This window comes from Sinorhizobium prairiense (genome assembly GCF_029201645.2).
GTDB lineage: Bacteria > Pseudomonadota > Alphaproteobacteria > Rhizobiales > Rhizobiaceae > Sinorhizobium > Sinorhizobium meliloti_A.
On the sequence record NZ_CP104133.1, the window covers coordinates 73,458 to 99,770 of the forward strand.

Consider the following 26,313-nt stretch of genomic DNA (forward strand, 5'->3'; position numbering starts at 1 on the left):
GGCACGCGATTGAAAAGGCCGACCGGAATGCGAGCGGAAGCCCGCATACGCTTTCCTTATACCGCCCCCTCGCCCTTCCTCGAGGGCGACATTCGAAAGACTTCAATACGATAGAAAAACGAATGTCAAACGAAAACAAAACGCAACTTTTGCCAAGTGCTCCCGGGGACAGGGACTCTGCTTTGCGGGGCGGAAAAACACAATTGTCACTGCCGCGCATTTGCGCGTAGGCTGATGCTGTTGCGTCGCAATAACCTGTGCGGCATCAGGACGGAGAGAGCGGGAATGACCAGAACTGCGGTGATAACGGGTTCCACGAGCGGCATCGGATTGGCGATCGCCCGGACCCTGGCAAAGACCGGCGCCAATATCGTCCTGAACGGCTTCGGTGCGCCGGACGAGATCCGGACCGTCACGGACGAAGTCGCAAGCCTGAGTTCCGGTACGGTGCTTCATCACCCGGCCGACATGACCAAGCCCTCCGAAATTGCCGACATGATGGCGACTGTTGCCGATCGCTTCGGCGGCGCCGATATCCTCGTCAACAATGCCGGCGTGCAGTTCGTCGAAAAGATCGAGGATTTTCCAGTCGAGCAATGGGACCGGATCATCGCCGTCAACCTCTCCTCCTCTTTTCACACTATTCGCGCCGCCATTCCGCCGATGAAGACAAAAGGCTGGGGCCGGATCATCAATATCGCGTCCGCACACGGGCTCGTGGCCTCCCCCTTCAAGTCCGCCTATGTCGCCGCCAAGCATGGTATCATGGGGTTGACGAAGACCGTGGCGCTGGAGGTGGCGGAGAACGGCATCAGTGTGAACTCGATCTGCCCCGGCTACGTTCTGACGCCGCTCGTCGAAAAGCAGATACCGGATCAGGCGAGAACGCGCGGCATCACCGAGGAGCAGGTGATCAATGAGGTGATGCTCAAGGGACAGCCGACGAAAAAGTTCATCACCGTCGAACAGGTTGCCTCCCTGGCGCTTTATCTTGCAAGCGACGATGCCGCCCAGATCACCGGCACGCATGTCTCGATGGATGGCGGCTGGACGGCGCAGTAATCGACGGCTGAGGGACAAGGAAGTGGCATGGCACAGGCATCCGACAGCATCCGCTTCATCCTGAACGACACCGAGATCGCCCTTTCCGACGTGGCGCCGACAGCGACGCTGCTCGATTTTCTGAGGCTGGAGCGGCGCCTCACCGGCACCAAGGAAGGCTGCGCGGAGGGCGATTGCGGCGCCTGTACGGTGCTCATCGGCCGGCTTTCCAGGGATGGCAGCGGAGCCGAAAACCTCGTCTATGAAAGCGTCAACGCCTGCATCCGCTTCACAGGATCGCTGAATGCCACGCATGTGGTGACGGTCGAGCACCTGGCCGCCGCAGACGGCACGCTTCATCCGGTGCAGCAGGCACTGGTGGATTTTCACGGTTCCCAATGCGGCTTCTGCACTCCGGGGATCGTGATGTCGCTTTACGGGCTCTGGCTTACCACTGAAAAACCAAGCCGCGGGGCGATAGAAAAGGCGCTGCAGGGCAATCTCTGTCGCTGTACCGGCTACGAACCGATCGTGCGCGCGGCGGAAGCCGCGGCGGCGGAGCGCCCGGCCGTTCTCTTCGACCCGATCACCCGCACGCGGGAAGCGGTTACGGCGCGCCTCCAGGCGCTGGGGCAAACGGAGAGGATCGTCGTCCGCAGCGGCGCGGACTGTCTGATCGTACCCGTGGATGCCGCGGATCTTGCAGGCGTTCTCTCGGATCATCCGAGCGCGACGATCGTCGCCGGCTGCACCGATGTCGGGCTCTGGGTGACGAAGCAGATGCGCACCCTCAATCCGGTGGTCTTCATCAACGGCATCGCCGAACTGCAGCGGGTCGAAAGCTCGAAAGCAGGCCTGACGATCGGTGCAGGCGTAAGCTATACGGCGGCGCACGAGGCCCTTTCCTCAGCCTATCCGTCCTTCGGCCGGCTGCTCGACCGCATCGGCGGCGACCAGGTGCGCAACATGGGCACGATCGGCGGCAATATCGCCAACGGCTCGCCGATCGGCGACAGCCCGCCGCCCCTGATCGTTCTCGGCGCGACGGTTACCCTGCGCTCGAAGGACGGTCGGCGCACGCTTCCGCTCGAGGATTTCTTCATCGCCTATGGCAAGCAGGATCGCAGGCCCGGAGAATTCGTCGAGAGCCTCTTCGTCCCGGCTCTGCCCGCGGACGAGCGTTTTGCCGCCTACAAGATCTCGAAGCGCCGCGACGAAGATATTTCCGCCCTACTCGGCGCCTTCCGTATCTCGTTCGACGGCGAGCGGGTGAAAGCCGCACGAATAGCCTTCGGTGGCATGGCGGCAACGCCGAAGCGGGCGAAAACCGTCGAAGCCGCCCTTGTCAGTCAGCCATGGAACGAGGAGACGATCCGCAAGGCGCAAGCCGCCTTCGAGACCGATTACCAGCCGATCACCGATTGGCGCGCCACCGGCGCCTATCGCATGTTGGCGGCGAAAAACCTGCTGATGCGCTTTTTCCTCGAGAGCATGGGGGAAACGGTGCAGCTTCAGCGGTTCGAGGAGGTGGCATGAGTACCCGTCGCAATATCGGCGAGTCGAAATTGCCCCTCACCGGTTGTTGGGAATGGCTGCCCACCCTAATTCTCTCCCCACTGGCGGGGAGAGCGGACGAGGGCGGCGCGGCAACGTCCCTTCTCCCCGTCAAAACGGTGAGAAGGTGGCCGGCAGGCCGGATGAGGGGCCTCTCCATGCATGGGAGCTCGCGGCATGGATAAGTCCACCCTCGAAGTCCGCACCATCACCGGCCCGATGCACTCACCGCTCCGTCACGATAGCGCCCACAAGCATGTGGCGGGCACCGCCGATTATATCGACGACATGCCGGAACCCGCCGGCACGCTGCATGGCGCGCTCGGCCTCACGGACCGGGCGCATGCGGAAATCCTGGAGATGGACCTCTCCGACGTCGCGGCGGTGCCCGGCGTCGTTTGCGTGATCACCGCCAGGGACATGCCGCATTCCAACGACATCAGCCCCACCCATCTGCACGACGAGCCGGTGCTAGCCGACGGGCGGGTGGAGTTCCATGGCCAGCCGGCCTTCGCGGTCATCGCCGAAACGCGCGACATCGCCCGTCGCGCCGCGCGGCTCGCCAGGATCACCTATCGTGACTTCCTGCCGGCGATCGATGTCATCGATGCCGTGGCAACCGGCGGCGAACTGGTGACCCCCCCGCTGACACTCGAGCGCGGCGACGCCGAAGGCGAGCTGGAGCGCGCGCCCCGCCGCATCCAGGGGCACATGCGAATCGGTGGCCAGGAGCACTTCTATCTGGAAGGCCATATCGCGCTCGCTATTCCCGGCGAGGATGACGAAATGACAGTCTGGGTGTCGACGCAGCATCCGAGCGAAGTCCAGCGTATGGTCGCGCAAGTGCTTGGCGTTCCATCCAACGCCGTCACGGTGAATGTCCGCCGCATGGGCGGCGGCTTCGGCGGCAAGGAGACGCAGGGCAACCAGTTTGCGGCACTCGCTGCCGTCGCCGCGCGTAAGCTTCGCCGCGCCGTCAAGTTCCGCCCGGACCGGGACGACGACATGACCGCCACCGGCAAGCGGCACGATTTTCTGGTCGATTACGATGTCGGCTTCGACGAGGAGGGACGCATCCAGGCGGTCCAGGCGAATTATGCCGCGCGATGCGGCTTCTCCGCCGATCTCTCCGGCCCGGTCACCGACCGCGCCCTTTTCCATGCGGACAACGCCTACTTCTATCCGCATGTGAAGCTCACCTCGCAACCGCTTAAGACCAACACGGTCTCCAACACTGCCTTTCGCGGCTTCGGCGGGCCGCAGGGCATGCTCGGCGGCGAGCGGATAATCGAGGAGATCGCTTACGCCCTCGGGAAGGACCCGCTCGAAATCCGCAAACTGAACTTCTATGGCGACGCGCATTCCGGCCGCAACGTCACGCCCTATCACCAGAAGATCGAAGACAACATCATCGGCCGGATCGTCGATGAGCTGGAAGCGAGCGCCGACTATCAGGCGCGCCGGGCGGCAATCATCGAGTTCAACAGAACGAGCCGCGTGATCCGCAAGGGGATTGCATTGACGCCGGTGAAATTCGGCATCTCCTTCACCCTCACCCATCTGAACCAGGCCGGCGCCCTCGTCCACATCTACACGGACGGTTCGGTCCACCTGAACCACGGCGGCACCGAAATGGGCCAGGGCGTCTATACGAAAGTGGCGCAGGTGCTTGCAGACAGTTTCCAGATAGACATCGACCGGGTGAAGATAACCGCGACGACGACCGGCAAGGTGCCGAATACGTCTGCGACCGCCGCCTCCTCCGGCTCCGACCTCAACGGCATGGCTGCCTTCGATGCGGCGCGTCAGATCAAGGAGCGGCTCGTCGCCTTTGCGGCCGAGCGCTGGCAGACGACGGCCGAAAACGTCAGCTTCATCGCCAATCATGTCAGGATCGGTGACGAGCTCGTGCCGTTTGCACAGTTCGTGCAGGAGGCCTACGGTGCACGTGTCCAGCTCTCCGCCGCCGGCTTCTATGCGACGCCTGGCATCCACTGGGACAGGGCCGCCGGCCGCGGCACACCCTTCTACTACTTTGCCTATGGCGCGGCCGTTTCCGAGGTCTCAATCGATACGCTGACAGGCGAATACATGGTCGATCGCGTCGACGTGCTGCATGACGTGGGCCGTTCACTCAATCCGGCGATCGATCTCGGCCAGATCGAGGGCGGCTTCGTCCAGGGGATGGGCTGGCTCACGACGGAAGAGCTCTGGTGGGACGAGAAGGGACGGCTGAGGACGCATGCGCCCTCGACCTACAAGATACCCCTTGCCTCGGATCGGCCGAAGATCTTCAACGTGCGCCTCGCCGAATGGTCGGAAAACGCGGAAAAGACGATCGGCAGGTCGAAGGCCGTGGGAGAGCCGCCCCTCATGCTGCCGATCTCGGTGGTCGAGGCCCTGTCGATGGCCGTCGCCAGCGTCGCCGACTATCGCGAGTGCCCCCGGCTCGATACGCCGGCAACGCCCGAGCGTGTCCTGATGGCGGTGGAGCGGCTTAGAGGGACCTGAACCGCCTCGAGGATATTCCCCCTATCGCAGGATTTCATCGTCTATCCGCGGTTCGCGACCATCCATGAAGCCCAAATCTCTCTTCATGTAATCGGATGTCGATTCCAGATCGAGTCGCGCGCTGCGCCCTCGCACCCGCCGCAGGGCTGATGCGGCAAGCCGCATCGCCCCGTTCAACGAGAGGAGCGGTTTTCTTTCAGTATATTCCAATGTATCGCAAGACATCTGAGCACCCTTTGCAAGCGGTGAAGTTGACTTGCAGGATGCCGGGAAAGATGCTCGAATTCCAATCGAACATCCGTCTGTATGCATCAAGAGACCTTATCCATGAAGATGTCGAAGCAGTTCCCGCTGAATGCGCTGAGGGTCTTCGAAGCCGCCGCCCGGCTCGGCAGCTTCACCAAGGCCGGCAACGAGCTCGGCATGACCCAGACGGCCGTCAGCTACCAGATCAAACTCATCGAAGAGAGCGTCGGCGAGCCGCTGTTCTTGAGGCGTCCCCGCCAGATCGCACTGACCGAAGTCGGCCAACGCCTGGCGCCGAAGGTGACGGAAGCCTTCGAACTGATGCAGGAGGCGGTCGCCTCCGCGCGCGGCGATGCAGCGTCGGCCCTGCTCATCAGTTCGACTGCGACCTTCGCCTCGCAATGGCTCGCCCGCCATATCGGCACCTTCCAGCTCGCCCAGCCGAACATGGCCGTTCGGCTGTCGGCGAATGATGCGATGATCGACTTCACCAAGGAGGCAGTGGACGTGGCAATCCGGTCCGGGTTGGGCGTTTGGCCGGGTCTCGTCAGCCATCGGCTGATGAAAGTGGAATTTACGCCGATGCTCAGTCCCGCGCTCGCCGCGACGATCGGCGGCGTGAATGAACCGCGCGACCTCCTGAAGCTGCGCATCATCGACCCTCAGGACCGCTGGTGGCCGCAGTGGTTTCGCGCTGCCGGCGTCCACGACGCGGACCTCGACGGTCGGGTTCCGACACGGCTCGGCGCCCAGTCCTTCGAAGCAGGCGCCGCGATCGCCGGGCAAGGCGTTGCGATCCTCACTCCTCAATTCTATACCGATGACGTCGCGCTCGGTCGGCTTTATCAACCCTTCGATTTGCGCGGCAGCGATGGCCACGACTATTGGCTGGTCTATCCGCATGCTCGACGCAATGTCCCGAAGATCCGCAATTTTCGCGACTGGATTCTTTCAGAGTTCAATCAGGATTGCGGCGCCTGAACCTGCAGAGTGGATTGCCGAGAACGCCCCTTTCCCGTTTCGGCTTTTTCTCGCAAGCTGCGTCAACGGAGAGAAAAGGGACCCCGAATGTATGAATTCGCCATTGCCTGGGAATGGCTGGCCTTCGCCGTCCGCTGGCTGCATGTCGTCACCGCCATCGCCTGGATCGGCTCGTCCTTCTATTTCATCGCGCTCGATCTCGGTCTCGTAAAACGCGATCATCTGCCTCCGGGCGCCTATGGCGAGGAGTGGCAGGTCCATGGCGGGGGGTTCTATCGCATCCAGAAATATCTGGTGGCGCCGGCCGCCATGCCGGAGCACCTCACCTGGTTCAAGTGGGAGTCTTACGCGACCTGGCTCTCGGGCTTCGCCATGCTCTGCATCGTCTATTACGGCGGCGCCGACCTCTTCCTCATAGACCGGCATGTCCTGGACATTTCGGCCACCACCGCGATCCTGATCTCGCTGGCCTCGCTCGGTCTCGGCTGGGTCTTCTATGACCTTCTCTGCAAATCGCCGATCGGGAAGAGCACCTGGGGACTGATGGCGCTGCTCTATCTGGTCCTGGTCGCCATGGCCTGGGGCTATACCCAGGTCTTCACCGGCCGCGCCGCTTTCCTGCATCTCGGCGCCTTCACCGCCACCATCATGTCGGCCAACGTCTTCCTGATCATCATCCCCAACCAGAAGATCGTGGTCGCCGACCTGATCGCCGGCCGCATGCCGGATCCACGGCTCGGCGCGCAGGCGAAGCAGCGCTCGCTGCACAACAACTACCTGACGCTCCCCGTCATCTTCTTCATGCTCTCGAACCACTATCCGCTCGCCTTCGCTACGGCCTTCAACTGGATCATCGCGGCGCTCGTCTTCCTGATGGGCGTGACGATCCGTCATTGGTTCAACACCACGCATGCGCGCAAGGGCAAGCCGACCTGGACCTGGCTCGTCACCACACTCCTGTTCATCCTGATCATGTGGCTCTCGACGGCGCCGAAAATACTGACGGGAGAAGAGCGAGCCGAGACGGCACCGGCCTTCAGGCGCTTTGCGGAAAACGCGCATTTCCCCGCAGTCCGGGAAACGATCTCGACCCGCTGCAGCATGTGCCACGCGGCCGATCCGGTCTATGAAGGAATCGTTCGGGCTCCCAACGGCGTCATGCTCGAAAGCGACGCCGAAATTGCTGCCCGTGCGCGGGAAATCTATATCCAGGCGGGACGCAGCCATGCCATGCCGCCCGGCAACATAAGCGACATGACGGTGGAAGAGCGCAGGTTGGTGACGGCCTGGTTCGAAAGCGCCGTCGGGGAGACACGATGACATCCACCCTCATTCGCGGCCGCCTGCTGAGCTTCCATCGCGAACCTCAAGGCATCGAAGACAGTGCTGCCTATGCTTACGAAAGCGACGGCGCCCTTCTCGTCGAGAACGGCGTGATCATGGCATCCGGCGCCTATGCAGCGGTCAAGGCGGCAGCACCCGAGGATGTCCGCGAGCTCGATCACCGCCCGCATCTGATCGTGCCGGGGCTCATAGACACGCATCTGCATTTTCCGCAGATGCAGGTAATGGCTTCTTACGCGGCCGATCTGCTCGAATGGCTGAACACCTACACCTTTCCCGAGGAATGCCGCTTCGTCGAAACGGCGCATGCGGAGCGGATCGCCCGCCATTTCTTCGACGAGATGATCCGCCACGGCACGACGACGGCGACGGCCTACTGTTCGGTGCACAAGACCTCCGCCGACGCCTTCTTCGCCGAGAGCCTGAAGCGCGGCATGTGCATGGTTGCCGGCAAGGTGATGATGGACCGCAATGCGCCTCAGGGCCTGCTCGACACGCCGGAAATGAGTTATGACGAGACCCGCGCCGTCATCGCCGACTGGCATGGCAAGGGCCGCAACCATGTGGCGATCACCCCCCGTTTCGCCATCACCTCGACGCCGGAGCAGATGGAGGTCGCAAAATCGCTCGTCGGCGAGTTTCCCGACCTGCATGTGCAGACGCATCTCTCGGAGAACCGCGACGAAATCGCCTTTACCTCGCAACTCTTTCCGGAGGCGACCGACTATACCGACGTCTACGCCCGCTATGGTCTGCTGGGACCGAAAAGCCTGTTCGGTCATTGCATCCACCTCTCCGAGCGCGAGGCGGATGCGATGAGCGAGACCGGCTCGGTGGCCGTCTTCTGCCCGACCTCCAATCTCTTCCTCGGTTCCGGCCTGTTTCCGCTGCGGGCGCTGAAGCGCCGCCAAAAACCGGTGCGCGTTTCCGTCGCCTCGGACATCGGCGGCGGTACCAGCTACTCGATGCTGAAGACGCTCGACGAGGCCTACAAGATCCTGCAGTTGCAGGGCGAAAGGCTGAACCCCTTCGACAGCTTCTACATGATGACCCGCGGCAATGCCGAGGCACTGTCTCTCGCCAACCGCATCGGCACGCTCGAGCCCGGATCCGATGCGGACCTTACGGTGCTCGACATGGCGGCGACGCCCGCAATGGCGCTCAGGGCCGAAGTGGTCAATTCGCTGGCCGACGAACTCTTTCTGCTGCAGACGATGGGCGACGACCGCGCCGTGGTCGAGACCTACGTCGCCGGAAGGCCTTGCAAATCGGCCCTTCGCGCAGATTGAGCAGCCCTGAAAACAAGAGGTAAGAATTTTTGACCTCTTGTTTTCTGCATCTATTACAAGTCCTCCGAAATCATGGTAAGGGCTCGCCTGTCATTCACTCGATGAGGCCGATCCATGACGCAGATTCTCGAAATACGGGACCTCAAGGCCCTGGCCAGACGGCGCGTGCCGAAGCTTTTCTTCGATTATGCGGACAGCGGCGCATGGACGGAGGGAACCTACCGCGCCAACGAGGAGGATTTCGCCGGGATCAAGCTGCGTCAGCGGGTGCTGGTCGACATGTCCGACCGGTCGCTCGAAACGACGATGATCGGGCAGAAGGTCTCGATGCCGGTCGCGCTCGCGCCCACCGGCCTGACGGGCATGCAGCATGCCGACGGCGAGATGCTGGCGGCCCAGGCGGCCGAGGCTTTCGGCGTCCCGTTCACGCTGTCGACCATGAGCATCTGCTCGATCGAGGACGTTGCCTCGGTGACGACGAAGCCGTTCTGGTTCCAGCTCTATGTCATGCGCGAGCGCGAATTCGTCCTCAATCTGATCGACCGGGCCAAGGCCGCGAAGTGTTCCGCGCTGGTCCTGACGCTCGACCTGCAGATCCTCGGCCAGCGCCACAAGGACCTTCGCAACGGCCTGTCCGCGCCGCCGCGACTGACGCCGAAACACCTCTGGATGATGGCGACGCGGCCCGGCTGGTGCATGAAGATGCTCGGCACCAACCGCCGTACCTTCCGCAACATTCTCGGCCACGCCAAGAGCGTAACCGACCTCTCCTCGCTTCAGGCCTGGACGAACGAGCAGTTCGACCCGCAGCTTTCCTGGAAGGACGTCGAGTGGATCAAGGAGCGCTGGGGCGGTCCGCTGATCCTCAAGGGCATTCTCGATCCGGAAGACGCGAAAATGGCGGCTAAGACCGGCGCCGACGCGATCATTGTCTCGAACCATGGCGGCCGTCAGCTCGACGGCGCGCATTCCTCGATCAGCATGTTGCCGCGCATCGTCGACGCCGTCGGCGGCCAGATCGAGGTACACCTCGACGGCGGCATTCGTTCCGGCCAGGACGTCCTGAAGGCGATCGCGCTCGGTGCGAAAGGCACCTATATCGGCCGCCCGTTCCTCTACGGCCTCGGCGCGCTCGGCAAGGAAGGCGTCACGCTCGCGCTCGACATCATCCGCAAGGAGATGGATACGACCATGGCGCTCTGCGGCAAACGCCGCATCACGGAGGTCGGCCGCGACATCATCGCCGAGTAGCACGCGCAGGAAGCGTGTAGCGGTTTCCGTCGGGAGTGCGTAGCTTCAAAGACTTCAGGGCGGAACCGCACGATCAGCAAACGACCGAGGCAAGCATTTCGCTGATCTGAACGAGCTCCCCTGTCGGCTGGGCCAAAGTCCCTCGGGAGGCGCCTGACGTCTCCACCCCTGCCGCAATACGCTCACTTATCGCGTCAAGGCCGCGCCATCGTGATGGAGCAAACGATCGTCAGCGGTGGCTCCCGGCGTGAAACCGCCTAATGCCTTTACATCCGCCCCTCAGGCTGGCGGCGCATCGCGGGACGCTGAAGCCCGCGTGATCGAGAACGAGGTCCGATCGCGAAGGCAACCTATCCTGGAGGATAGATTTCCCCCCTCCGAGAGTTCTTATATTTTCCCCTGCATCACACAACGCGCGAACAACCAAAGCACCGCGACATTGCTCGCGACATTGGGGATATCATGGGCAGTAGGACTGGCAGTGTCGGCCATCACATGCGGATGCCCATCGATCCTGCAATTGTTGGCGGGGTCATATGTGAGCACCGTCAGTCGACGAGCGCGCAGTCATGAGCGCGCCTTACTCCCGCAATTCCCGCGAGAGCGAAGCGAATGCTCCAACCCGGGCGACCGCGGACGGCATGCGGGTTGCCGATCACGCACCTGCAACTGAGATGTCGCGCGTTCTGCGGACAGCCCCTATTCATCTTGCGGCGGATTCCTCCGGCGGTGCAATTGCCCATTGGAATCATGGCCCCTTGCATGACGTCGTCGAGCCCATGACCGACCACGTCATCATGGCTTACAACGGCACGGTGCAGCGCATGGAACGACGGTCAGGAAGATCGGTCGAGAGTGGCACGTTTCGTCGTGGGGTTGTGATAATCATCCCGGCCGGGTCGAGCTCCCGCTGGGATATTCCAAAGCCGGTCGATGTCGTTCAGCTCTATCTCCCTCACACGACACTGACACGCATTGCCGAGGCAGCCGATACTTTCACGCCGACCGATCTTCTGGAGCGAACGGCGCATCCGGACCCCATTACGTCTCGGTTGCTCCTGAGCGCAGCCGATGTCCTGGAAGGCAATAGGGCACTGGATACACTTTTCAGGCAACAGCTAACTGATCTTCTGGCCACACGCCTGCTGGCTGCGCATACCGGCAAGGCGCCGAGCTATCAACCAGCGCTCGGCGGCCTGGCGCCGAATGTGCTGCGCCGGGCCATCGAACGATTGCGGTCCGATGCCGATGCGGACGTCTCCCTCGCAGCCCTCGCAGCTGATTCCGGGCTGTCACGTTTTCATTTCTGTCGCGCGTTCAAGGAAAGCACCGGGCTCTCCCCGCACAACTGGCTGCGTCAATATCGGCTTGAGCAGGCCATAAACATGCTGCGCAATCCAGCAAATTCGGTGGCTTCGATCGCGGCCGCCCTCGGTTACGCCTCGCAAACTGCATTCGCGGCTGCGTTCCGTAAATTGACCGGCGAAACACCGACCGATTGGCGGCGCAGCCACGCTGACGGTTAAGTTCCTCTCGTCTTCGTTTCCGAAACCGTTCGTTATTCTTCGATGCACTCGGCTCGACCGCGTGATTACTATGTCCGCACGCCCCCGTTTTTCCTGCGCGCCCAGTTTCGGCCACTCTTTCGAAAGCTGACCGATAAGGGACCGGGCGATGTGCGTCGGCGCAATCGCTAAACCGCAATTGCGCTTTAACGGCGCCAATCCCTCTGGCGCAGCCGCAGTCCTGCTTCGCTAAACCATCATTGCGCCCAAGCCAAATAATCCTGGCGACACGGGATGGTCTGGGCTCGGACTGCGGGTCGATCGCGTGCGGCGACCTGTAGCGGCCAGCATGGCCGATTTTAGCCACTGCCCCTTCACTTCGATGGGCGGCGTAAAACAAATATGTGCAAAGGATCAATACAATGGCCTCCATTACAACCAGCGACGGCGTTCAGATTTTCTACAAGGATTGGGGACCGAAGTCCGCGCAACCCATCGTCTTTCACCATGGCTGGCCCCTCAGCTCTGACGATTGGGATAATCAAATGCTCTTCTTCCTCGGTAAGGGCTTTCGCGTGATCGCTCACGATCGCCGCGGTCATGGCCGATCGAGCCAGGCGAGCGAGGGCCACGACATGGATCACTACGTCTCCGACGTCGCCGCACTGATCGACCACCTCGATCTTCGTAACGCGGTCCATGTCGGTCACTCGACCGGCGGTGGTGAAGCCGCGCGGTATGTCGCGCGCTATGGCAAGAACCGCGTTGCCAAACTCGTTATGATTGCGGCAGTGCCGCCCCTGATGCTGAAGACCGCCGCCAATCCCGGCGGTTTACCGCTCGAAGTATTCGACGGACTACGCAGCCAACTGGCCGCCAATCGTTCACAGTTCTATCGAGATTTTCCGAGTGGCCCATTCTACGGCTACAACCGCCCGGGTGCCGAGCCTTCGCAGGCGGTCATCGCAAATTGGTGGCGTCAGGGCATGATGGGCGGCGCCAAAGCGCATTACGAAGGTATCAAGGCATTCTCGGAGACGGATTTCACCGAAGACCTGAAGAGCATCTCCGTACCGACATTGGTGTTGCATGGCGATGACGACCAGATCGTTCCGATCGGCACCTCCTCTCTATTGTCGGCGAAGCTGATCAAGGCCGCGACACTGAAGATTTACGAGAAGCTGCCGCATGGGGTGTGCACGACCCATGCAGATATCGTCAACGCCGACATACTGGCCTTCGTCACGGCCTGAGCAACGTCACTTCAACAACCCGCGCTGCGTCAACCGTCTCCCATTCGGAGCGGCAACGGTGGCGCGCAAACCCCAGGACACGGAGTAGACATTATGAGACTTGTGATTGTAGGCGCCGGTTTCGCCGGCATGTACGCTGCACTTTCCGCAGCCCGTCTGCGCGATATCGAAGGCGTCTCGGCCGAAGAGCTTGAAATCGCGCTGGTATCCCCGGAACCGACGCTTGTCATCCGCCCACGGCTTTACGAGCCGAATCCCGAGACCCTGACGGCGCCTTTGCAGAATGTATTTGACGCCGTCGATATCGCCTACGTGCAGGGTAGTGTCGAAGCGGTTGATACGAAGGCCTGCACCGTAGAGGTCGTCAACGCCGCGGGAGAACGAAAGTCCCTTCAGTATCATCGCCTTGTGCTCGCAACCGGCAGCCGGCTGTTCCGCCCGAATATTCCGGGCCTCGCCGAATACGCCTTCAGCATCGACAATGTCGATGACGCCATTGCCCTCGATCGCCATCTCCACGAGCTTGCTAAGCTGCCGGCCTCGGCCGCGCGTGACACCATCGTCGTTGCCGGCGCCGGGTTCACAGGTATCGAGGCGGCGACCGAGATGCCTTCGCGGCTGCGGACCCTATTCGACAAAACCGCCAATCCGCGCGTCATCATCATCGACCGCAGCAGCGCGGTCGCCCCCGACATGGGTGAAGGCCCTCGCCCGATCATTGAGGAAGCGCTGCGCAGCCTCGGCGTGGAGACGCGGCTCAACGCTGGAGTTTCGTCGCTCGACAAGTCCGGCGTGACGCTGAGTACTGGCGAGCATATCGAAACCATGACCGTGATTTGGGCGGCAGGCATGCGGGCCAATCCGATTACCACTAAAATTCCCGGCGAACGTGACAAGTTCGACCGGCTACTGGTCGACGGCTGCTTGCGTGTACCGTCCGTGCCAGGCGTCTTCGCCACCGGGGATGCCGCGCGCGCTGCTTGCGACGACTGCGGCAACTACGCACTGATGTCGTGCCAGCACGCCACACGCATGGGCGCCTTCGCGGGCAACAATGCCGCTGCCGAACTGTTAGGCGTACCGGCACGGCAATACCATCAGAAAGCCTATGTCACCTGCCTTGACCTCGGCGATGCCGGGGCCCTCTTTACCCGGGGTTGGGATCGAAAGGTGGAGATGGTCGGCGAGAAAGCGAAGGCGACAAAGCAGGAGATCAACACCGTCTGGATCTATCCGCCGAAGCCCGAGCGTGCCGCTGCACTGGCTTCTGCCGATCCGGAGCGTGTGACGAACCTCTGATTGCGAGCTGCGCTCTGAGCAAGAGCGCAGCTTTCCACATTCGGCCCTGCTCGTGAGGCACCCCGTCGGTTCATGGATAAGCTTCTGTGGCCGATCGGGGAGCATCTCGTGGATGCGATTCCAGCTTTGCGTGCATCACCGGCATCTCTATCCGTGGCTGCACCTACAACCATCGACATCGCAGGCAGGCCAGGGTTCGCGGCGAGACCTTCACTCCGCTCAAACTGGCCATATTGACGCGTTTGACAGCCCACAATCCCCCGACCGCTTTTTGCAGGTCGCACCGATGCTCACCAAACGGGCCATCCGCAGGGCGCATTTGCCGCGACGGCCTCCGAACATCAGTGACCCGCGTAATTCGGTTAGACTTCCTGTACCAGGGCAAGCGAGATCGCTACAACTGGCTACGATCTTATGAGCCGGTGACCCGGACCGGCCGGGATGATTGATCGTCGATCGGTGAAGGCATGAAGGCAAGGCTTTCAGCCGGTATAGCGAGCGAAAGCCCGTTCGCTCCGCATCGGTCATGAAGGAGGTCGATGATCTCATTCTTGGCAGGAGTTCGGATTGCCACGTTGTCCACGCGGAATTGAAGTTCTATTTCGATGGCGATGGCATCGATTGCTTTCAGGGCAGCGACCGGCGGCGGGCTCTTGTTGATGAGGACACTGGATTGCAGCACAGACCGCATGATTTCCTCGACGACGCGCGGTCTTTGCGTTGCAGCGACGCGCACACGGAGCGTGATCAGGTGGGTCTCGTCGGGGCGGCTGAGATTTGTCATGCCCTGCTTTGCCAAGACGCTGTTCGGTAGCACGACGACATTGTGGGTAGCGGTCAACAGGTTGGTGGAGCGCCAGTTGGTTTCGATGACGCGTCCTTCGGTTCCGTCGGTCAACTCAATCCAGTCCCCTATCGCATAGGCTCTGCCGAGTGTCAGCGCGATGCCGGAGAAGACATCGCTGAGCGTATTTTGTAACGCAAGGCCGAAGATAACGGCGATGACGCCGGAGGTCGTGACCAAGGTGCCGACCGGCATGCCGAAGACGAAGCCTACAACGGAAAGCGCCACACCAAGATAGATGGTGGCAATGGCCATATCCTGGATGAGGTGTGCTTCCCGCGGCCTGCGGTTCAATCTGACGTAGATCTGGATGAAACCGATGACGGCCCAGGCGAGATGGGTCCACCACAGGATTCTGGCCGATTTTGAAAGCAGCGCTTCAATGCCCTGCAAATAGACGCCATCAGGCCGATACGGAGCGATACCCCCAAGGTAAAGCGCCGCGCTCATGGCGCTGAAGAATAGAATCTGGACGATCAGACGGTCCGTCGGTCGGGTGACGCCCTGGATGTGCCAGACGACAATCCCGGCAACTCCCAGAAAGTTGACCAGGACAAGCGGTACGGCGTTGTCATCACCAAACATGGCACAGATCACCGATTGTGGTTGGATCAAAGATCAGGCCGGGCGCCAACAGTGGAGGCCCGGCCTGATGGTCTATTCCTTGATCGGGAAGGTCAGTTCCGTTTCAGCGGTATCGACCACAAAGACGGCGAGCAGCTTTGCCGGCTTGGTCTTGCTGACGTTTTCGCTGATTCCGTGGCGATCGCCTGGCAATTCCGAAAAACTTTCACCCGCGCTATAGACAGTGACGGGACCGTCATTGACCTGACTGCGGATCGCGCCCTCGAGAACGGTAGCGTAAATGAAGGCGGATACTGGATGCGTATGGCCCTCCGAAAAGCCGCCCGGATCGTATTCGACGAGAACGCCCTTCACGCTCTTGCCAGGAACGTTCGGCAATTCATGCTCATAGACGAGCGTAACCTTCGCGCCCTCATCGCCACCTGGCGAATCATGTGCGAGCGCCGCACCTGAGAGAAGAGCCGCCAAGGCGACGGCAAAATGCAATGTCTTGATCATGTCTTCCATCCTTTCGTGACTGGGGCACCGGGCTGCTCAATAGACCGCCAGTGCGCCGATCGTTACTTGCTGCGCGTCGTCGCAAACCACTCATCGAAACCGATGCGGCCGACGCGAGGGTGCTTGTCGGAGACGAGTGAACCCTCTTCCAGCTTTGCCCCAAAATACCGGGCATCCGGATCTGCGATGACGGTGCGGGAATCTCCGATCGCCTTGAGATAGCGCGCGGCAAAATCGCAAAGACGAGCGTGCTCGGGCCCGCAGATTTCGATGATGCCGTTCGCCGGCGCGGCAACGGCCGCCTCCGTCACGAAATCGGCGACGTCTTCGGACGCTATCGGCTGCAACGAACCCGTCGACAGGCGAGCAGTGCCGTTGACCGTGCCCGCCTCGGCGATACCGCCGAGAAACTCCATGAACTGTGTGGACCGCACGATCGTATAGGGTATGCCGGCTGCCCGAATGATCTTTTCCTGAGCAATCTTGGCTCGAAGATAGCCACTTTCCGGCAACCGATCTGCGCCGACGATGGAGAGCGCGACATGGTGCTTTACGCCGGCTGCCAATTCCGCCGCCATCAGGTTCTTGCCCGCTTTCTGAAAGAATTCGAGCACGGCGTTGTCCTCGAAGGATGGGGAGTTCGCGAGGTCGATAACCACCTCTGTATGCTTCAGTGCCTCCGCCAAGCCCTCGCCGGTCAGGGTATTGACGCCGGTTTTCGGGGCAGCGGCAATGACCTCATGCCCTTTCTTGCGCAGGCGCTCTGCAGTCTTCGAACCGATCAGGCCGGTTCCGCCGATGATAACGATTTTCATAAGAGGCTCCATTTGCGAGCGCCTATACGGTGCGCGTCGTTCGACAGGGGAATTTGAGAAAGCCCGATGCGTCAGGGATTTGAAGGCCGCGCTGAACACGGCCTTCAAAGTTGCACGTCTGGTTCGACCTCAATTCCACAAGCGGTCAGTAGTCCCAGAAGACCGGCACCCAACGAAAGGCCTCGCCATCGACCGCGACATGGCCAACGGAAGGAAACGGCATATGTGTTGCCACCAGCAGTTCGCCGGTGGCCGCCAGCTCCTGCAAAAGCCGGACGCGAACGCGAGCCGCCTCCTCGGGGTCGTGTTCGAAACCGTTGTGCCAGTCGGGGTGGTCGAATCCGACCGCGAACACGGCGTCGCCGGCAAACATGAGACGGTCCTTGCCCGATGCCACGCGGACCACGCTGTGTCCGGGGGTATGCCCGCCGGTGCGAGACACGACCACGCCCGGCGCCACCTCATGCTCATCCTCGAACAGCCGCAGGTGACTCTGATAATCTTTGACGAACCGCTTGGCGGCCGCCCGAAGCGCGTCCGGGAACCCCTCCGGCATCACCGCGTGTGTGAAATCGGGCGACTCCCAGAACTTAACCTCGGCAGCGGCAACGTGGATCCGCAGATCCGGATTCAGCTGCTCCTTCACCCCGTCGACCAGCAGTCCGCCAACATGATCCATGTGCATGTGGGTCAGTACCACGTCGGTTACGGATGCGAGGTCGATGCCGGCGGCCGCCAGCCGCTTCATCAACTGCCCAGCACGCGGCAAGTTCAAATCGGGGTCGAGTTCCAGGCCAGCATCGATGAGAATGGTCTGCTCGCCGCTACGGACCACGACGACGTTCAGCGCCCAGTCGAACGCGTCCTGCGGCAGAAACATGTCGCCCAACCAGGCGGCACGGGCGGCCGGCTCGGCGTTATGGCCCAGCATCGCGGTTGGAAGAGGTAGCACACCATCGCTGATCACCAGGACTTCAATCTCGCCGATTTGTACGGCGTAGCGTGACGGCACCAGTTCCTCGGATGCGGACCTACCGATATGTGAGGCGCTCTCCAGTTTCACGCTTGCCTCCTGAGTATTGCTGCTCATCTGGTTCATCTTTGAACGCTCCTCTGTTCTATGTCGTGGATGGCTTCCGCCTCGTGGGTGGGAAGCGGAGTGAAAGTCGATCGCGACACACTCAATGCCGGCGTGTCCTCTTTGATCTATCGAAAGCGAGCTACGGCTGCGCCAGAACGATTGCTGCCGCTGTAGAGCTATTGCTGCTGTCGCATCCGCATGCGGCGATCGCCCGGTGTCGCGCTCGGTCGAATTCCTGTGCGCGATAAATGTCCGGCGATGATCATTGGGATCGTCATTCGCGTAGCGCTCGGCTGCTTTGCCGGCACATGACAAGGCATCACTCGTCTGGCGACCTGGTGCCTGGGCCTTTCCCATAGCCTTCGTGATCAACGTCGCGGAGCTCGTTGAGGCTCGGCGCTATTTCCCAAGGAGCGCCCAACCATGGATTTCCGCAAGTTGCGGCCGCACGGCTGCCAGACTAGGGTGCGCGCAACCGCCAGCACCAAACTCGAAGCTGACTCGCCCTGACGCTGGTGATCTTATGTTTCATTTGTTTGTCGGAGCAGCCGATGATGCTCATCTGGCCGTATCGTCCCCACCCCCGGCATCTGGGTCTCTTTGTCGTAGCCTACGTCCTGGGCTGCGGCTTTGCGCACGCCCTGGCAATCGTCCCTGGAACCGGGATCTCCTTTTGGGCTCCTAGCGGGCTCTTCATTGCCACGCTCGCTCTTGTCCAACGGCAGAGCTGGCCGTGGTGGCTTCTAGCGGGATGTTTCGCCGAGATGCTAAGCAATGTCCTGTGGTTCCACAGCCCGTTCCCTGCCGCCACGCTGATATATGTCGGCAATGCCCTGGAGGCAGTCATCGGTGCCTCGCTGGTCAATTGGGCCTTAAAGAAATCGATGCGGTTGGAAACCTTGCGGGAGGTTCTCGCTTTCATCGTGCTGGGTGCTGGAATTGCACCGGTGGTGAGCGCCACCGTCGGAAGTGCGACACTCGCCTGGTTCGGCATATTGTCGCAAACCTTCACCGGCGCTTGGCCGCTCTGGTGGATTGGAGACGCCACCGGCGTCTTGATCGTTGCACCGCTGACATTCATCGTAATCCAGAACCGGCGCGACAAGACCGAGCTTTCGGCCGCGCGTTTGGCGGAAGCCTGCGTTCTTGCGCTGATTTTTCTTGGAGTCGCCGCCCTCTCGCTCGGTGGCTACTTACCCTTTGCATACATCATCATGCCGCCGCTTCTTTGGGCCGCGGTGCGCTTCGAACTCGAGGGTGCGGTCGTCGCCCTGGTCCTCCTCACACTGATCACGGCGATATTCACGATATCCGGAACCAGTCCGTTTGCCGGCGACGACGAGACCCAGCGCCACAAGCAGTTCATGCTACAGCTTTTCTTGGCAGTTTCGGCCGTTTCAGCGCTTATCGTCGCCGCCATATCCCGCCAGCATCAACTGGCATTGTCGAATCTGCAACAAAGCGTGGCTGCTTTGCGGGAGAGAGAGCGGGAACTCTCTCAGATCGTGAACATGGTCCCAGTTCATATCCGGCGGCTGACCCCCGAAGGCGAGCCAACGTTCTTCAATAAGCGTCTTACCGATTTTTTCGGCCTTGACCTGCAACAGTTGCAAAAGCCGAATGCAAGCGGGCTGGTGACGGCCGTGCAAACCCTCGTCCATCCCGATGATGCCGATAGGTTGCTGCAAGCCGTTCGCCGGTCCATGGCTACGGGCGAACCGTACTCCATAAAATATCGCATGCGGCGCGCGGACGGCGCCTATCGGTGGGTCGATGGCAGGGCCGAACCTTTGCGGGATGAAAGCGGAACCGTCTTGCAATGGTTTGCAATCTCTATCGACATCGATGATGAGGTCCGAATGCAAGAGGCGCTCAAGCAGAGCGAGCGTCGCTACCGCGAACTCTTCCACTATATGCCCATCGGTCTTGCCCAGATAGATGCAGGCAAGCTTATCCCGATGTTCAAGGAATTGCGGGCACAGGGCGTCGTCAGTCTCGAAACTTACATCGACGAGAACCCCGAATTCCTCAGCCACGCGCTGGAAGCGCTGGAGGTCGAAGAGGCCAACCAGCATGTCGTCGACATGTTCCGCGCAAAAAGCGCGGAAGAAATGGGCGGCTCGATCACTCGCTACTGGCAGCCGTCCCTTGCCACCATCCGCCGCTCCATCGAAGCACGCTATCGCGGCGAAGAGGTCTTCCAGGAAGAAACCAGAGTGGCGCGAATGGACGGCAGCGTCATGGACGTCGTTTTCGCCACCGCTCGGCCCGGCGCCATTGCCGACAAGAGCCTCGTCGGCTTTATCGACATCACAGAGCGCAAGAGGGCCGAAGAGGCTCTGCGCACGCGCGAGCGGGAATTCTCGCTGCTTGTGAACATGGTTCCCAGCTATCTCTGGCGGTTGACGCCCGACGGTGTCCCGAACTTTCTAAACCAGCGACTGATCGACTTTCTGGGCCCGGACGTCGTTAACGCGAATGTTGAAGGCGTTCATCCTCTGGCTGCCATCATTGGGGCTGTCGTGCATCCAGACGACGAAACGCGCATGAGAAAGGCGCTGTTTCACAGCGTTGCGACCGGCGAACGATTCTCCATGAAGTATCGACTGCGACGCGCCGATGGCGTCTATCGTTGGGTGGAGGGGAGCGCTGAGCCGATGCGCGATGAGGAGGGACGTATCCTCCAGTGGTACGGCCTCTCGCACGATATAGACGATATTATGCAGGTAGAAGAAGCGCTGCGGAACAGCAAGCAGCAGCTGGAGCAGATGATCGAGGCCATGCCCTTCAGCACCTTGAGCTTCGCGCCAACGGGCGAACTGACCTATGTCAGCAAGCGATATCAGGATCAGGCTGGCGCGCCGGGGGCGCAGATCAAGGACTTCGATGCACTGGCCCGGGAAGTGGCTCACCCCGATGACTTTCCAACAATGTTTGCACGCGCAAGGAACGGCTTTGCGACCGGCCAACCCTTCGTCAATCGGTTTCGTCGGCGCCTGAAGGACGGCAACTATCGCTGGATTGAGGCGCGCGCTCAGCCTTTGCGCAATGCGCACGGCGCAATCGTACAGTGGTACTTTGCTTCAATCGACATCGAAGAGGAGATGCGCGCACAGGAGGCATTGCGCGAGAGGGAACGTTTCCTCTGGCAACTGGTGGAAACCCTGCCGGCCATGATCGATTGCGCTGCGCCAAACGGCGAGCCGGTCTATCGAAACCAGCAACTCCGTGATTTCCTTGGTTACGAGCTTGAAGAACTCGACGGAAGGGCGAAATCCCGACTGGATGCAACGTTCGATGCCGGCGTTCATCCGGATGACCTTGCGGGCGTCAAGGAGCAGTATGCGCTTTCGTTGGAAAGCGGAGAACCTTATCGCAGAAAACATCGTCTGCGGCGTTTCGATGGCGAATATCGCTGGATCGAGATGCGCGCGGCGCCGATGCGCGACGATAAAGGCGCCATCGTGCAATGGAATGTTATTTGTCTGGATGTCGAGCGAGAGGTTCGGATGCAGGAAGAATTGCGACTGGCACAAGAACGGCTTGCGCGCGCCGGCCAGGCAGCGAGCCTTGCCGAGCTGTCGGCTTCCATCGCACATGAAGTAAACCAACCCTTGGCGGCGATCGTCGCCAATTCGCACGCATGCTACCGATGGCTTTCGGCAGACCCCGTCAACATCGAACGCGCCAAGATCACGACCGAACGTGTGATCCGCGACGCCAAGTCAGCGGCGGACGTCGTCAGCCGGATTCGAGCCCTCTTCAAGCAGTCGGTGGAGAATAGAAGCATTCTGGTTCTTTCGGACGTTATCTCGGAAGCGTCTAGTCTGGTCGCCGCCGAAGCCTTGCGCCGTCGCATCCGGCTCAACATCGACGTGGAACCCAACCTTTCGCCGGTTACAGTCGACCGGATCCAGGTACAGCAGGTGCTCGTCAATCTCATTCGCAACGGCATGGAAGCAATGGATCCCATTGAGGACAACAAAACTGTTTATGTGCGCATGCATGAAATGGACGACGAGGTGCGGATCGAAATAGGCGACAACGGAAACGGGATCGCGTTTCCCGAGCGCATTTTCGAGCCATTCTTCACGACGAAGGAAAATGGAATGGGCATGGGTCTCGCCATCAGTCGCTCGATCGTCGAAGCACACGGCGGACGTCTATGGACGGAAAAAAACGAGCCGCGCGGCGCAAGGTTCGTTTTCACCTTACCAGTTGTAGCGAAGGGGGCGACATGACGAGGGAGTATGTGCTTTCCTTGTCTACGACGCGGCAGCATCAATGGGCGCTCGGCGAGCTCCTGGAGCGTACGATGCGGAAGGCATTCTAAACATGCACAAAACAAGACCGATGATCGCGGTTGTCGACGACGATCCAAGGCTGCTTGACTCACTGGAGGAGCTTCTGGAATCCGCTGGATATACCGCCCGTTGCTTTGATTCGGCGAGCGGCCTGCTCGATCACGGACTTTCGAGTCTGGACCTGCTCATAACCGACATCGGGATGCCCCGCATGAATGGCTTCGAACTTCGTGACCGGGTGAAGAGTGCCTATCCGGAGTTGCCGGTATTCCTGACTACAGGTCGCCACGAAATCGCTGACCAGGATCGCGTCCAGGGCGTTAACGGCTTTTTCCGTAAGCCCTTCGACGCTCCTGACCTGCTGGTCGCTGTCAGCAAGGCGTTGCAAAAATCGAGAGATAGAGGGTGACATGAGACTTGGCCAGTCGGCTGGAACATCAGCCCTCCTGTTGCCACAAGGCAAAGAAAGTTCAGCCGAATCAACTGTCGTCGTCGTCGATGACGATGCAGCCGTGCGAGAGGGTTTGTCCGAGTTGATCCTCTCGGCGGGCTTTCAGCCCGCCAGTTTCGCCTCGAACTCAGGAACTGCTGAACGCCGTCGACATATTGGATGGCCCGGGCTGCCTGATTCTCGACGTCCACATGCCAGGAGAAAGCGGGCTCGATCTCCAGCACCACCTGGCCGAGCGCGGCATTGCCAAGCCCATCATTTTCCTCACCGGTCGCGGCGACATTCCGACTACGGTTCGAGCGATGAAGGATGGCGCAGTGGATTTCCTCACCAAGCCCGTGTCGGACCGGACGTTGCTCGATGCGGTCATAGCCGCTATCGCGTTGGATCAGAGCCAGCGAACGGTAGCGGTCGTGGTCAAGCGCAATGTTGAACGTTTGAACACACTGACGCGACGCGAGCGGGAAGTCCTACGCGAGGTGGTGACGCGCGGACGCCTCAACAAGCAAATTGCTTTCGACCTTGGCATCAGCGAGGCCACGGTCAAGCTGCATCGTGCCAACGTAATGCGTAAGATGGAGGTCCGTTCCATTGCCGAACTGATCAGGGTATGGGAAACCTTGCCCCCGACGGTGCGCGAGAGGGCGGAAGCAGGGGCTTGACCACCCGACACCGCTGCTCAGATGACGGCGATGGCTTTTGCCTCCCGGGCGATAAAATCGCAGACTAGTTTTACCCGCGACGGCACCGTGCCTCCAAAGGCGTGCAGGGCACTAAACGGAGCGCTGGGGAACGAAAAACCTGTCGCGAGTGCAACAAGCCTGCCTCCTTCCAGGTCTTTCGCTACGAGACACCGCAAAAGATAGGCCGCTCCGAGCCCACTAAGCGCAGCCTGAATGAGTGCGGTTCCTGAGTCGCAATCGACGCGCCCCGAGGGTATGAAGCTCGTCCCATCCGGCAGACGCATTGGCTGAGTGATACCGCCCAGAACATAGCGGGCGAAGGGCAGAGCTGCCAGCGCTTCGGCGCTCGCAGGATTTCCCCAGGTTTCAAGGAAGGTCGGAGACCCGACAATCGTCATCGGCAGGTCAGCCAGGTGACGAACCATATAATCCCCCGGAGCGGAATTCCCGACGCGCAACGCAACATCGTAGTCCTCCCTGATCAGATCGACAAACCGGTCTGTCAGGCCGACTTCGATATGCAGGTTCGGATAGTCGGCTGCGAAACTTCCGAAGAGACGAGGCAGCAGTAGAGGGGCCATTTCGTTCGGCATGCTGATGCGCAAGCGGCCGGAGGGTCCGATGTCTGATCTGATCGCCTCTTCACTTGCCCCCAAATCCCGCAACAGCGGCGCAACGCGCTCGAACAACAACTGACCATCCTGGGTAAGCATCAGGGCGCGCGTGGAGCGCAGGAAGAGCCGGGTACCGATTTTCTTTTCCAGGCGTGCAACCCCTTTCGACACCGCCGACGGTGTTGTTCGCAGGTCGCGGGCCGCAGCGCTGAACGATCCGGCCTCTACCGTCCGCACAAAAGCCATCAGCCCGGAAATTTCGTTGAGAAGGTTCGGCAATTGCGCCTCCGCGGCACATTTCATGTGCCCGCCCATGATCTAATTATCTCGGGCGGCACCGTTTATCTGGTTTCTCGTCGAAAGGAGATAAACAATGCACCACCTCAAAGACAAGGTCGCCGTGATCACCGGCGGTAACAGCGGGATCGGCAAGGCAACTGCTCAGCTGTTCGCGAAAGAAGGGGCGAAGGTCATCATTACCGGACGGCGCCAGGATGTTGTAGATCGGGCCGTACAGGAAATCGGTCCGTCGGCCATCGGCTTCGTGGGCGACGCGGCCGACCGTGCCGATCATCGCAGGCTGGCGGACACCGTGAAGAGCCGCTTCGGCGGACTGGACATCTACATGGCCAATGCTGCGGTCATCAATCTCACTCCCTCCGTGGACGTAACTCCGGAAGACTATGACCGGCATTTCGCAATCAATACGCGCGGCGTATTTTTCGGCGTGCAGACGATGGCCCCTTTGATTCGCGACGGCGGAAGCATCATCGTCACAAGCTCGCTCGCGGCCACGAAAATTCTTCCGGATCACACCGTCTATGCCGGTTCAAAGGCAGCAACCGCCGCCTTTGCTAAGAACTGGGCGCTCGAATTCAGGTCGCGCAGGATTCGCGTAAACATCCTGAGCCCGGGACCGGTCGAAACCGAAATCCTCGCCAAACTGGGCGTATCGGAGGCCGAGCGGCCGGCTTTCGAAGAAAGCATGGCTTCCTTGATCCCCGCCGGCCGGCTTGGTCGACCGGAGGAGTTGGCGCGCGCCGCTCTTTTCCTAGCCTCCGATGCGGGAAGCTTTGTCAATGGGGTCGAGCTTCATGTCGATGGCGGCATGGCCCTGACTTGAGATGCGGCCCACGAGGGGTTGGCCCCTCCATCGGCCAGCCGCATTTCTCGTAGTGCTGTGCCACTCAGCAGCCATCGTGGGCTGCTTTGCGGCTTGCAAAGGCATGGGCGTCGTAGTCTTCGTCCGTCATGTCCTGCCGGCGACCTTTCCGCCGACGCGTTATCAACTGCCGCGATAGGTGGAATAGCCGTAAGGCGAGAGCAGCAGCGGCACGTGGTAATGGCTGTCGGCATCTGCAATGCCGAAGCGAAGGGGAACGAGCTCGAGAAAGGCGGGATCCGGAAGCGTCACGCCGGTTGACCTTAAATAGTCACCGGCATGGAAGACCAGTTCGTAGGTGCCGGTCGCAAACCCGCCCCCCGTCATGAGCGGCTCGTCGACGCGGCCGTCACTATTGGTATGGACCGTACGGATCAGGTGCCGCGCATCGCCTTCGAGCCGGTAGAGATCGATCTTCAGTCCGTGGGCGGGTCTGCCGAGCGCGGTGTCGAGAACATGGGTCGTCAGGCGGCCTGACTTGCTCATCACGTTCACCCTTTGGATGGATCGGGAATGACGAAAGCCTCGTCGTAATGGAACTCTTCCAGGTTGTTGCCCGGCCCCTCGCGGTCGACGACGATGAACTCGCTGACGGCGCCCACTGACATCAACGGATGATGCCAGACATTGCGGCCGTAATTGACACCCTGCCTGCCATTCGCGAGGAAGACTCTCGGCCGGCCGGGACGGTCGCCTTCATCCTCGGCGACCACAACCAGCCACGGCCGGTCCCGGAGAGGCGAAAAGCTCTGGCTGCCGAGCGGGTGGCGCTCCATCATCGTCACGGAATAGGGAAATGCCCGGGGCTGCCCGCGAAAGATGTTGATGATGACGCCGGCGCCCTCTCCCGCCGCATCGACACGTGCGAGCGCGTGAAACCGCTCGGTATTGCCGCCGTTGATGAAGCGCATCGAGGCCGGGTCGGCCTCGATTATGCTGCCGAACGGCGCGAAAGCCTCCCTGGTCAGAGGCTCGATCGAAAGCATATGCGACATCAGCCTG

20 protein-coding genes and 1 pseudogene are annotated in these 26,313 nt (G+C 60.9%); 14 read left to right on the forward strand and 7 right to left on the reverse strand.

Features of this window, described 5'->3' with window-relative positions:
- Positions 1-285: 285 nt before the first annotated feature.
- The 10 genes from N0Q91_RS23675 (at position 286) to N0Q91_RS23720 (ending at position 14,274) form a co-directional block, all read left to right on the forward strand.
- Positions 286-1,062, forward strand: a complete 777-nt coding sequence (locus tag N0Q91_RS23675) for a 3-hydroxybutyrate dehydrogenase (RefSeq protein WP_275599257.1) — start codon at positions 286-288, stop codon at positions 1,060-1,062.
- 27 nt (positions 1,063-1,089) lie between these two features.
- Positions 1,090-2,577 (forward strand): xanthine dehydrogenase small subunit, encoded by a 1,488-nt coding sequence (xdhA, locus tag N0Q91_RS23680; protein ID WP_275599258.1) that lies wholly within the window; start codon positions 1,090-1,092, stop codon positions 2,575-2,577.
- 195 nt (positions 2,578-2,772) lie between these two features.
- Complete coding sequence (gene xdhB / locus N0Q91_RS23685) at positions 2,773-5,106, forward strand: xanthine dehydrogenase molybdopterin binding subunit (protein ID WP_275599259.1); 2,334 nt, start codon at positions 2,773-2,775, stop codon at positions 5,104-5,106.
- Positions 5,107-5,433: 327 nt separating this feature from the next.
- Positions 5,434-6,333, forward strand: coding sequence for a LysR substrate-binding domain-containing protein (locus tag N0Q91_RS23690; protein WP_275599260.1), 900 nt, complete (start codon positions 5,434-5,436; stop codon positions 6,331-6,333).
- 87 nt (positions 6,334-6,420) lie between these two features.
- Entirely contained in the window at positions 6,421-7,653 is a 1,233-nt protein-coding gene (locus tag N0Q91_RS23695; RefSeq protein WP_275599261.1) for a urate hydroxylase PuuD, read from the forward strand.
- Positions 7,650-8,966 (forward strand): guanine deaminase, encoded by a 1,317-nt coding sequence (guaD, locus tag N0Q91_RS23700; RefSeq protein ID WP_275599262.1) that lies wholly within the window; start codon positions 7,650-7,652, stop codon positions 8,964-8,966. The genes N0Q91_RS23695 and guaD overlap by 4 nt, the downstream gene beginning before the upstream one ends.
- 114 nt (positions 8,967-9,080) lie before the next feature.
- Positions 9,081-10,217, forward strand: a complete 1,137-nt coding sequence (locus tag N0Q91_RS23705; RefSeq protein WP_275599263.1) for an alpha-hydroxy acid oxidase — start codon at positions 9,081-9,083, stop codon at positions 10,215-10,217.
- A gap of 569 nt (positions 10,218-10,786) precedes the next feature.
- The gene (locus N0Q91_RS23710) at positions 10,787-11,743 is read left to right on the forward strand and encodes a helix-turn-helix domain-containing protein (RefSeq protein WP_275599264.1); all 957 of its coding nucleotides are present in this window, start codon (positions 10,787-10,789) and stop codon (positions 11,741-11,743) included.
- Between the two features lie 401 nt (positions 11,744-12,144).
- The gene (locus N0Q91_RS23715; protein ID WP_275599265.1) at positions 12,145-12,975 is read left to right on the forward strand and encodes an alpha/beta fold hydrolase; all 831 of its coding nucleotides are present in this window, start codon (positions 12,145-12,147) and stop codon (positions 12,973-12,975) included.
- 93 nt (positions 12,976-13,068) lie between these two features.
- Positions 13,069-14,274: an NAD(P)/FAD-dependent oxidoreductase gene (locus tag N0Q91_RS23720; RefSeq protein WP_275599266.1), complete on the forward strand. Its 1,206-nt coding sequence runs from the start codon at positions 13,069-13,071 to the stop codon at positions 14,272-14,274.
- Between the two features lie 412 nt (positions 14,275-14,686).
- Here N0Q91_RS23720 and N0Q91_RS23725 read toward each other — a convergent pair whose 3' ends face one another.
- The 4 genes from N0Q91_RS23725 to N0Q91_RS23740 form a co-directional block, all read right to left on the reverse strand.
- Positions 14,687-15,703, reverse strand: coding sequence for a mechanosensitive ion channel family protein (locus N0Q91_RS23725; protein WP_100670096.1), 1,017 nt, complete (start codon positions 15,701-15,703; stop codon positions 14,687-14,689).
- A 72-nt stretch (positions 15,704-15,775) separates the two neighbouring features.
- A complete protein-coding gene (locus N0Q91_RS23730; RefSeq protein ID WP_100670095.1) occupies positions 15,776-16,201 on the reverse strand; it encodes a cupin domain-containing protein in 426 nt (141 codons plus the stop codon).
- 62 nt (positions 16,202-16,263) lie between these two features.
- Positions 16,264-17,016 (reverse strand): SDR family oxidoreductase, encoded by a 753-nt coding sequence (locus tag N0Q91_RS23735; protein WP_100670094.1) that lies wholly within the window; start codon positions 17,014-17,016, stop codon positions 16,264-16,266.
- Positions 17,017-17,161: 145 nt separating this feature from the next.
- Entirely contained in the window at positions 17,162-18,115 is a 954-nt protein-coding gene (locus N0Q91_RS23740) for an MBL fold metallo-hydrolase (RefSeq protein ID WP_275599267.1), read from the reverse strand.
- A 533-nt stretch (positions 18,116-18,648) separates the two neighbouring features.
- Between N0Q91_RS23740 and N0Q91_RS23745 the strand changes: the two genes are divergently transcribed.
- The 3 genes and pseudogenes from N0Q91_RS23745 (at position 18,649) to N0Q91_RS23755 (ending at position 23,514) form a co-directional block, all read left to right on the forward strand.
- Positions 18,649-22,338: an MASE1 domain-containing protein gene (locus N0Q91_RS23745; protein WP_275599268.1), complete on the forward strand. Its 3,690-nt coding sequence runs from the start codon at positions 18,649-18,651 to the stop codon at positions 22,336-22,338.
- A 94-nt stretch (positions 22,339-22,432) separates the two neighbouring features.
- Positions 22,433-22,810 (forward strand): response regulator, encoded by a 378-nt coding sequence (locus N0Q91_RS23750; protein ID WP_100670091.1) that lies wholly within the window; start codon positions 22,433-22,435, stop codon positions 22,808-22,810.
- Between the two features lies 1 nt (position 22,811).
- Positions 22,812-23,514, forward strand: a pseudogene (locus tag N0Q91_RS23755) (response regulator transcription factor).
- Between the two features lie 17 nt (positions 23,515-23,531).
- Here N0Q91_RS23755 and N0Q91_RS23760 read toward each other — a convergent pair.
- On the reverse strand, positions 23,532-24,464 hold the full coding sequence (locus N0Q91_RS23760) for a LysR family transcriptional regulator (RefSeq protein WP_275599269.1): 933 nt from the start codon (positions 24,462-24,464) through the stop codon (positions 23,532-23,534).
- Positions 24,465-24,522: 58 nt separating this feature from the next.
- Between N0Q91_RS23760 and N0Q91_RS23765 the strand changes: the two genes are divergently transcribed.
- Positions 24,523-25,272, forward strand: a complete 750-nt coding sequence (locus N0Q91_RS23765; protein WP_275599270.1) for an SDR family NAD(P)-dependent oxidoreductase — start codon at positions 24,523-24,525, stop codon at positions 25,270-25,272.
- 162 nt (positions 25,273-25,434) lie between these two features.
- Here the strand turns inward: N0Q91_RS23765 and uraH are convergent, their stop codons facing one another.
- Both uraH and N0Q91_RS23775 read right to left on the reverse strand, forming a co-directional pair.
- A complete protein-coding gene (gene uraH, locus N0Q91_RS23770; protein WP_018098324.1) occupies positions 25,435-25,797 on the reverse strand; it encodes a hydroxyisourate hydrolase in 363 nt (120 codons plus the stop codon).
- 5 nt (positions 25,798-25,802) lie between these two features.
- The gene (locus N0Q91_RS23775; RefSeq protein ID WP_100670087.1) at positions 25,803-26,306 is read right to left on the reverse strand and encodes an ureidoglycolate lyase; all 504 of its coding nucleotides are present in this window, start codon (positions 26,304-26,306) and stop codon (positions 25,803-25,805) included.
- Positions 26,307-26,313: the final 7 nt, after the last annotated feature.